Below are 8,841 nucleotides of genomic sequence, written 5' to 3'. Positions count from 1 at the left end.
TGAGCTGCCGCTTGAGCTGCTTTATTTCTTGAAGAGCACTCATAAGATCAGGATCGTATTGCTCTGTGCCGATAAGCTTGCCTTGATTGGCTTTGTTATGCCAATTAGATAAGGTCTGCATGGCAATGCCAAGCTGCTTTGCAGTGGCTGAGATATTGCCATTATTGTCTGATATCTTCTTGACGGCCTCGGCTTTAAATTCGTCACTGTAGGTTCTTACTTTCTTGGTCATGATAAACTCCGATTAATACGCTTAGTTTACCAAGTTTACCTCTACGGTTTCTTCAGCATAGCTCAATGGCTTTGATGGCTGACCAGGTGGATGGGTAGTCGTCTTTAGCTTCAATTAGCATACGGACGGCGCGCTCTTTCATTTCAGGGGTATAGTTTCGTGTTTTCATTGTCGTATTCTCTCAGAAAGTTGAGTCTCCGACAATCTCGGGGCGGTTCAGAGTGTCGAATACTGGCGTACAAACTTTGTAGCCCGTAAACCAGCAAAAACAGCGCACCTGCGAATCTGGCGATATCTACAGCATGTGGATAACGAGCTGTCACCGCGCCAAATCCAGCAACACCTGCTGAGATTAATAGTGCATCGCTGACGGCACAGAATAGGCAGATAAAAAATATGTGTTCACGTTTGATACCTTGCTTCAGTACAAAGGCATTTTGTGAGCCAATCGCTAAGATAAGCGATAGTCCAAGTAAAAAGCCAGAGGTATAATCGGTCACATTCATCATAATGGGCTCATCATTCAGAGAATAGATGTGTTTAAGGCATAGGAATATTGACACTTTGCTTACTGGCAGTGCCAAAAAAAGCTGTTAAGATACGTTATTGAATCAATATATGCAATACGAGCACAATGTGAGTGCGTGGGATAAGAGGCAAGGTAGGTCATGGTAGTAAGTTTGACGAGAATATTCCAGTCATTTGGACAAGAATCCGATGACCTGCCAACACAAGCGGCCAAGAACGCTCAGGAATTGGGCGCCAGTCAAGAAATAGAATTAGAGGCCGCTAATATTGATAGTGTTGGTACTAACAATGCTGATGATGGAAGTGTTGATGGAGGCGAGCAAACTAACCATAAGTCTTCTCCGCTGACGCCGCCCGAGCGTGCCAACCGTATTTGTGATGCATTGGCGCAAGTGAGTGATATCCGAACCCCCACGCCTTTGACCGATAGATACCTGTCCAATCGTGCTCAAATGCGCCCAACCAATAGACCTCCTTTTGACCCAGATACCTTATGGTATCTCAAACATGGACGCTGTCCGATTATGACTGAGCTTATTGACGTGGTCGACGAGGCCACCCTAAATGCCATGCCGATTGAGGCTGTCGCGATACTAGACCGAATCAACGGTAAGTTAAAGCGCTACCGTGAATGGAGTAGTGAACTTAATGAGGCGCAGCAACAGCAGCATAATGAGCGTCAGTTCGTCATCGACAAGCTGGTGTCGGAAAGTATTCCAGAAGCATTACATCATTATGAGCAATTGCAGCGGTTCAGCCCGCATCGCACCAAAAACAACACATTACAAGGCAAGATGACCGCCGGTGGCATGTTAACTGATTTGTTTTTAGAGATTGATTACGAGCTTGACGAGCTGTTAGATGAGCTACACCAAACGGTGATGAACCGTCTAGCCTCTACGCATCGTTATGTCAAAAGCCGTACACAAAGTTAATCAATGATCAAAACGCGTCTAGCGTTTGTGAAAGTACGCCTTTTATCTTCATGAGATTGAGATATATTTTGAGATTAATTGATCTCATATAGCTAAGTAAGGTTTTGATAGAGTCTTATTTTTAATAGGCTAGGGCATGTTATCAACTAGCACATTTAGTGGTTTTAAAATGGTTAAATTTTGCCAATACGTTCATATCAACGGCAAATTTTTCCTTATTTATCTACGATTTTTCAAATTTTAAGCTTTACAATCTAATTGGTGGTACGCCTTAAAGCACAAATAACAATAAAATTGCCAAGAAATTCTGTTAAATAATGAGGACTGTCTAATGACCCAAGTTACTGCAATGCTCTTTGCATTTGTTTTGTATGGACTGTTACCTATAGCTGGGTTATATCTAGGATATCGTACCATCAAAAAAGTCACTGCTCCTAAGATGCTAGCGTATGAGGCCATGCCGCAGTTGGGCTATATTCCCGAAAAAAGCTTGCCAGTGGAAGTTAGAACGGCACTCACTAAAATCAATGAAAAAGGTGAGAAGCTGCGTGTCATTTATGGCGATACCAATAATGATGGAAAAATTGACGATAAAGATACTATCAGTGAAACCTATATCATGATTCAAAACTTAATGGATAGGCATGTACCACTTGCTGTGGCTGATTATCGCCGTTTACATGATATAGACAACGGAATCGCTGACACGACTAAAATTAAGCATTCTAATGTTACAGGGAAAGAGGCGCTGCTAGAGGTGCTTGAGACAGTTGATACTCAGTTTGATGATTTACTTAATGCCTCATATCATCAAGATGGTCAAAAGCTATTAGCAACCAACCGCTATCTACAAAAACGCTTTGATAATCCAGCTCCTGATTCAGTCATCAACGGCTATAAGACTGCTGATAGCAGCATATCTACTATTGAAGCACCTACTACTAAGTCTTCTAGTAGCGCTAAAGCCAAGGACATCACCTTGTGAATGACGTAGTATTCATGCGAGAGCCTAATAGGATAAATGAGAGTGTTATAAATAAGAAATAGTGAGTGTATATGAGTATCTTAATCGGGGCTGCAATCGTTACGACGGTCACCGCTTTTTACTTGGGGAAAAAAGGTTGGCAGGCTTTCCATAAAGCAGTCGGTATTACCCCTGGAGTGCTTGTTTATCAGAATGATGCTGCGCCACTGTCATTATCTAAATTAAGCTGGCAGCAACTAAATTTAAATAAAAAATATTTGCAAAACTTGTCAGAGCAGCAACTGCGCCAACTAAAATGTATCGATGAAAAAGTTAATAGCTATCAATCTTATCAAAAAACACGACAAGATCAGCATAAAGGATCTGTGGTAACAGAACAGCAGTTTGTACTGAATAAGATGTTGTACACTCGGCTGCCTGAAATGCTTGCTAGCCATCACCAGCTAGTTACTATGAATAAAAGCACTGATAATGTGATGAGTAGTGAAAAAAAAGTGGAAGCCAATCAGCTATTAGAGAGTGTTTTCAATAATATTGAGCAACGTTTGGATCAGTTATTGGCGCAAGTAGACACACAGCAGCTGCAAGAATTACGAGCTATGAAAAAGTATATTGACAGTCACGATAGCTAAGCCTACGTCGTCAGGCTTATCATCTCTTACTATAAAATACACACAAGAAAGCAGCCAATGATGAATAATCATTGGCTGCTTTCTTGTGTGTCACTTTAAACATATAGCTTTAAAACGATAAGAGTCTCAACATAATGATTACTTAGCGTTTATTGTTGCGATCACGGGTATTACGTGTACCACGGCTGGCAGGACTAGCACTGCTTTTAGGTTTTGCACTGCTTTTGCGATTGTCGCTACGACTATCAGTAGTGCGACGCGCTTTAAGCGGCTTGCTTCTGATACGTTCTTGCTTCTCTTTAGCCGCACCATGCAGACCAGTACCATAACGTGGGCGCAAGCTTACTAAGTCTGTCAAGGTATTGATGTCTTTTCTATCCAGTTCTAAGAAACGACCGGTACGCAGCTCTTTTGGCAGAGCAATCGTACCATAGCGGGTGCGTAGTAGACGGCTTACTTTTAGGCCTTGTGACTCAAATAAGCGACGTACTTCACGGTTACGCCCTTCTTTTAGCTGGACGTGATACCACTTATTGACACCTTCACCACCACCTTCTTTGATGTCTTCAAACTGTGCTACACCATCTTCTAGCATGACGCCAGCAGTCAGTGTGCGGGCGATATCAGGCGTCACTTCACCCAATACACGTACGGCATATTCACGAGTGACTTCACTAGATGGGTGCATCAAGCGATGCGCCATTTCACCATCATTGGTAAATAATAATAGGCCAGTTGAATTAATGTCCAAGCGTCCAACCATGACCCAGCGATCATGGGTTAGCTTTGGCAAACGTTCAAAAACGGTTGGACGGCCTTCTGGATCTTTGGCAGAACAGACTTCGCCTTCAGGCTTATAATAAGCGATAACACGGCGACGCTTTTCGTTTTCAGAGGTGTATTTGATCTGACGACCATCAACACGAATCTCATCGCCTTGCTCGACACGATCACCAATGGTTGCTGGACCGTTATTCACAGTGACGCGACCGGCTTTGATAACTTCTTCCATTTGACGGCGTGAACCAAGCCCCATACGGGCAAGGGCTTTTTGTAGTTTTTCGTCTTTCATAATGATTTCCTGGAGTCGGTGGGTTTACATTTCTCAATGTAAAAAATTGGATTGAGTATTATACGCTATTTAGCACTACTTATCAGCAGAGTTACAAATTATTATGATGGGTTGCGTACGGAATATTTATATAGAAATTATAGAGTTAGGTGCGACTATATTATGCTTGATTGTATTTCATTGACATATATTTCAGATAGATAGTAAGTGATAACTTCGAATAACTGCTTTTATTATATTTATAAAAAACAACAATACAATTTAATATACATATTAATAATAAATCATTGATTGTCATAAAACTTTTGTCTTGTTATTATATTCACTTAAGCGGATAATAGTATTGTTATTTTATCTCTCAAAAAAACGAACAAGCGCACTATTAATGATTGTTAGATCATATATTTGAGTGCTCCATATATCAAATATATCTGAGATATTTATAAATGATAGTGCCTAAATATCAGGCGCTTATGTTAGTAGGTAAGCCGTTACTTTATAGTATCTTTACCATGTAATCGTAGTAAACAGCTGAATATTTCTTAGCTATTATAGAGACTGATAAGGTCGTTATTATGCATCACTCCTCCAAAATTGTTTGTTCACTATTAGTCATAGTCTTTGGTCTTGTATCAGGTTGTGCTACGACGGTAAGTGGTGGACTTAAATCTGGAGATTTACCACCTGTAGGTGATTTTACAGCAGAAAATGGTTTGCAGTTTAATATACAGCCTTTGAATTTAGCGACTTTACCAGTCAAGCAAGCGCCCAAAATTAATAATGATATTTATCAATTGATTCAGACATCGGGTCGAGTCGACTATCGTATCGCCCAAGGTGATGTTTTAAATATTAATTTGGTTGATTATCCAGATCTAACGCCATCAGGTGTTAGCAATACTAGCAACCCTTATGCTTCAGGGTTTCCTGTAGATCAACAAGGATTTATCCAGTTTCCTCTTATTGGACGTATTAAGGCTAGCGGTATAAGCGTGCCTCAGTTTACGGCAAATTTACGAGGACAACTGCAACGCTATTTAAAATATCCAGACCCTCAGGTGAAGGTCGTTAACTATCGTGGCAATAAGTTCTTTATTGATGGTGAGGTCAACCAACCAGGTGAGTTTGTTATTGCGGATACGCCTGTTTCGTTATATGGCGCGATTTCTATGGCAGGCGGTGCGACAGCTACAGGTGATTCAAACAGTATCGTATTGAACCGTAAAGGCAAGAGTTACAACATTGGCTTGCAGTCATTGCGAGAGGTTGGGTCATCAGGAAACCAAATCTATTTGCGAGATGGCGACTCAGTTCATGTGAATAGCCAAAGCCGTAATAAGGTTTACGTATTGGGCGAGTTTGGAAAAGTTGAGCCTGTAGATATTCCTGAGCAAGGATTGAGTTTGGCTCATGCATTAGGCGAGTCAAGAGGGCTTGATTCTAATACCGCGAACGCAGCTAAGATATATATCGTTCGTGACAATCCTGATTATCAGCGCACCAATATTTATTATGTTGATATGCAGACTATTACTAGCTTTGCGCTCGCCAACCGCTTTGATATGCAACCCAATGATATTTTGTATGTTGATCCAACAGGTCTGGCACGCTGGAACCGAGTCATCAGCGCGTTATTACCTTCTACCTCTGCAATCAATGTTATTTCAGGGTTATAAGCAAAGCGATATATTATGGCATTTGACAATATTTTAGTGGTTTGTGTGGGTAATATTTGCCGTAGCCCCATAGCAGCGGCCATCATGAGTGAGCAGTACCCAAATAAGCACATTGACTCTGCAGGAGTATCGGCAGTTATTGGTCATTCTGCTGATCCAAAAGCTGTGGAGCTGATGGCAACGCATCATACAGATATAAGTAAGCATATTGCTAAACAGATCAATCAAGAAATGACAATAGCGGCAGATCTCATTCTGACTATGTCAACCAACGAAACCAAGTGGATAGAATCGCAGTGGCCACATTGCCGCGGTAAAGTCTTCAAAATTGGTCATTGGCTAGATAAAGATATTGAAGACCCTTATGGTCACGATGTGTCAGCATTCGAGACTGCCAGAAAAAATATTATTAGTAGCCTTGAGCTGTGGGCTGACAAAATTAGTTGAGTAGCGAGTGTATGAGTAAAGAGTCACAAAAATCCTCAGAATCTGTCAGCGATCGAGATAACGATGAGATTGACTTATTAGCCTTGCTTTGGGTGTTATTACGTGGCTGGAAAATGATCGTTATTTTTGCGCTACTGGGTTTGACGATTGGCGTGCTGTATAGCCGCTATGTAAACCCGACATTTCAAGCGGATGCCTTGTTGCAACTTGATGACCAAGATCAAGGTATCTCGGCACTTGGAAGCAATATTTCTGAGTTAGTGGCACCACAAGTTAGCAAAGCGGATACAGAGGCAGAGCTCATCAGATCACGAATGATTTTAGAGCCAGTGGTTAATCTATTGCATTTGCGTATTCGTCTAGATGATCAAAACGTCAGTTATATCGATAGAATCAAAAGAAGTCGTACTAATACACAAATAAATACGGCTGAAGGCGTCGCGTTAAAAACTGATAAAGGTCAGGCAAATATCAGCCAGTTTGACGTCTCGCAAGCCTACCTAAACCGTTCATTTACTTTGGTTAGGACTAAAACAGGTTTTTTACTTAGTAATGGCAGTGATAATTTTAAAGGATTGTTGAATAAGCCGTATAAGTTTAAAGGGGTTGATGGGACGATTCAAATCACGGTAAACGATTTACCGAGCATTCAATATCCTATTAGTATTACCAAGCAGTCTTTACAATCTACGATTAGTGCTATTAATAGTGCATTGTCAGTGGTAGAAAAAGGGCCGCAAACAGGTGTCATTCAAATGTCGCTGACAGGGCAAGATCAAAAGCAAGTCAGTTTGATTTTGAAGCAGATTGTTTTATCGTATGTCGACCAAAACCAATCTCGCGGTTCTGAAGAGACGACTAAAACGATTACTTTTATGGAAACTCAGATTCCTGCGCTCAAGAAAAAACTTGAAACGTCTGAGGTTGCATTTAATGAGTTTAGAAAAAAATATGGCACCATTGATGTTGCCAAAGAAGCAGAATTATTAGTCACAGAAAGCTACCAAATAGACAGTCAGCTCAATGAATTAAAGCTCAAAAAAGCCGAACTAACGACGTATTACACCGAAGAGCATCCATTAGTAGTTCAGATTAATGACCAGCTAAAAGTACTAAATGATAGAAAGAAAGAGATCGATGCGACCGTCGGCCGTTTACCTGAGATACAGCGAGAGTTTTTAAAATTATCGGAAGACGTCAATATCAATCGAGAAATTTATCTTACTATGCTCAAAAATTATGAGCAGTTAAAAATTGTCAAAGCAGGACAGATTGGTTTTGCTCGTATTATTGATTTACCGATTAGTACCTTTAACGCCATTGCTCCCAAAAAGTTACAGATATGGATACTTGCAATGTTACTGGGCGGTATGCTCGGAACCATGTTGGTATTGTTCAAGAACTTATTTCGTAATGTGGTTAAAGATCCTGATAACTTGGAATCTAAGACAGGTGTGCCAGTTATTGCCACGGTGCCACGTTCCAAACCATTGCTACGACTCACAAAAAATAAGTCAGCCCCTAACCGGTTACTCACTTATATTGACCAAGATAGTTTGAGCTATGAAGCCATCAAAAGTTTAAGAACGTCGTTGATGTTTGGCATGCCAGGACAAGATGATACAGGCTCACAGGCCAAGGTCATTCTAATATCTGGAGAGAGTCCAAAAGTAGGTAAGTCTTTTATTGCAGCCAATTTGACAGAAGCATTTGCTCAGCTCAATAAAAGAGTACTTATTATGGATGCTGACATGCGTTTGGGTGAGTTGCACAAAATATTTAAGATTGAACAAACCACTGGACTGGCCGAGTATTTCTCGCAGGATGATGTCACCGTAGCTGGTGTTGTCCATCATACCAATATCAATAATATTGATTTTATGCCACGTGGTCAGCATCCACACGACCCTTCCTCGTTGTTGGCTAGTGATAAGTTTGGTGAGTTAATGGCAAAACTGATGGCGAGCTATGACTATATTGTCATTGACTCACCACCTATATTGGCCGCGTCAGATGCGATCATACTGTCACAACATGCGGATAAAGTGTTAGTAGTGACCAGATACAACGATTCATCAGAAGGGCAATTGGCGTATGCCATCAAGCGAATGAATAAGGCCGATGTTCAGGTGGATGGCATTATTTTGAATGATATACAGCAAGGTATTATGGATAAACACAGTTATCACTACAGTTACGCGTATGGTAAAAACCGCTAGTTAGCGTTATGTGTTTATTACTTAGAATCAATAAAATTTAGGTAGGTGGGTCTTATGTTTCTTAGATTAACACATGAAGTGCAATATCAAAGAGCAGGTGAAAAAGAGGCCTAGA

Annotated in this window: 9 protein-coding genes and 1 pseudogene; 6 read left to right on the top strand and 4 right to left on the bottom strand. The window is 40.8% G+C overall.

Annotation, left to right across the window (positions count from 1 at the left end; all coding sequences use genetic code 11):
* The 3 genes and pseudogenes from EI164_RS12485 to EI164_RS12480 form a co-directional block, all read right to left on the bottom strand.
* On the bottom strand, nucleotides 1–232 hold a 232-nt coding region (locus EI164_RS12485; protein ID WP_192520275.1), incomplete at its 3' end, for a transposase.
* 64 nt (nucleotides 233–296) lie between these two features.
* A pseudogene (locus tag EI164_RS17100) lies at nucleotides 297–401 on the bottom strand (adenylosuccinate lyase); the annotation flags it as partial.
* On the bottom strand, nucleotides 376–741 hold the full coding sequence (locus tag EI164_RS12480) for a LysE/ArgO family amino acid transporter (RefSeq protein WP_225739277.1): 366 nt from the start codon (nucleotides 739–741) through the stop codon (nucleotides 376–378). The gene EI164_RS12480 and the pseudogene EI164_RS17100, both read right to left, overlap by 26 nt.
* A gap of 171 nt (nucleotides 742–912) precedes the next feature.
* On the opposite strand from EI164_RS12480, the gene EI164_RS12475 reads away from it, so the two are divergent.
* The 3 genes from EI164_RS12475 to EI164_RS12465 all read left to right on the top strand — a co-directional run bounded on the left by EI164_RS12475 (nucleotide 913) and on the right by EI164_RS12465 (nucleotide 3,312).
* Complete coding sequence (locus tag EI164_RS12475; protein WP_225739276.1) at nucleotides 913–1,695, top strand: hypothetical protein; 783 nt, start codon at nucleotides 913–915, stop codon at nucleotides 1,693–1,695.
* A gap of 331 nt (nucleotides 1,696–2,026) precedes the next feature.
* A complete protein-coding gene (locus tag EI164_RS12470) occupies nucleotides 2,027–2,680 on the top strand; it encodes a hypothetical protein (protein WP_192520274.1) in 654 nt (217 codons plus the stop codon).
* A gap of 71 nt (nucleotides 2,681–2,751) precedes the next feature.
* Entirely contained in the window at nucleotides 2,752–3,312 is a 561-nt protein-coding gene (locus EI164_RS12465; RefSeq protein ID WP_192520273.1) for a hypothetical protein, read from the top strand.
* A gap of 142 nt (nucleotides 3,313–3,454) precedes the next feature.
* Here EI164_RS12465 and rluB read toward each other — a convergent pair whose 3' ends face one another.
* Entirely contained in the window at nucleotides 3,455–4,384 is a 930-nt protein-coding gene (gene rluB / locus EI164_RS12460) for a 23S rRNA pseudouridine(2605) synthase RluB (protein WP_192520272.1), read from the bottom strand.
* Between the two features lie 575 nt (nucleotides 4,385–4,959).
* Between rluB and EI164_RS12455 the strand changes: the two genes are divergently transcribed.
* From EI164_RS12455 to EI164_RS12445, 3 genes are read left to right on the top strand one after another with little or no spacing between them, the layout of a single operon-like run.
* Nucleotides 4,960–6,060: a polysaccharide biosynthesis/export family protein gene (locus EI164_RS12455; RefSeq protein WP_225739275.1), complete on the top strand. Its 1,101-nt coding sequence runs from the start codon at nucleotides 4,960–4,962 to the stop codon at nucleotides 6,058–6,060.
* A gap of 15 nt (nucleotides 6,061–6,075) precedes the next feature.
* Nucleotides 6,076–6,507, top strand: coding sequence for a low molecular weight protein-tyrosine-phosphatase (locus tag EI164_RS12450; protein WP_192520271.1), 432 nt, complete (start codon nucleotides 6,076–6,078; stop codon nucleotides 6,505–6,507).
* A gap of 11 nt (nucleotides 6,508–6,518) precedes the next feature.
* Nucleotides 6,519–8,726 (top strand): polysaccharide biosynthesis tyrosine autokinase, encoded by a 2,208-nt coding sequence (locus EI164_RS12445; protein ID WP_192520270.1) that lies wholly within the window; start codon nucleotides 6,519–6,521, stop codon nucleotides 8,724–8,726.
* Nucleotides 8,727–8,841 lie beyond the last annotated feature (115 nt).

The organism is Psychrobacter sp. FME13, from assembly GCF_014861395.1.
In the GTDB taxonomy this organism is placed as follows: Bacteria; Pseudomonadota; Gammaproteobacteria; order Pseudomonadales; family Moraxellaceae; genus Psychrobacter.
Note: the sequence above shows the minus strand (reverse complement) of the source record. Positions and strands in the feature narration are given on the sequence as shown.

Bases quoted from the DNA above. Each gene is read 5' to 3' on its own strand.
- EI164_RS12480 (WP_225739277.1), bottom strand. From the start codon at position 741: ATGATGAATGTGACCGATTATACCTCTGGCTTTTTACTTGGACTATCG.
- EI164_RS12470 (WP_192520274.1), top strand. From the start codon at position 2,027: ATGACCCAAGTTACTGCAATGCTCTTTGCATTTGTTTTGTATGGACTG.
- EI164_RS12465 (WP_192520273.1), top strand. From the start codon at position 2,752: ATGAGTATCTTAATCGGGGCTGCAATCGTTACGACGGTCACCGCTTTT.
- rluB (WP_192520272.1), bottom strand. From the start codon at position 4,384: ATGAAAGACGAAAAACTACAAAAAGCCCTTGCCCGTATGGGGCTTGGT.
- EI164_RS12455 (WP_225739275.1), top strand. From the start codon at position 4,960: ATGCATCACTCCTCCAAAATTGTTTGTTCACTATTAGTCATAGTCTTT.
- EI164_RS12450 (WP_192520271.1), top strand. From the start codon at position 6,076: ATGGCATTTGACAATATTTTAGTGGTTTGTGTGGGTAATATTTGCCGT.
- EI164_RS12445 (WP_192520270.1), top strand. From the start codon at position 6,519: ATGAGTAAAGAGTCACAAAAATCCTCAGAATCTGTCAGCGATCGAGAT.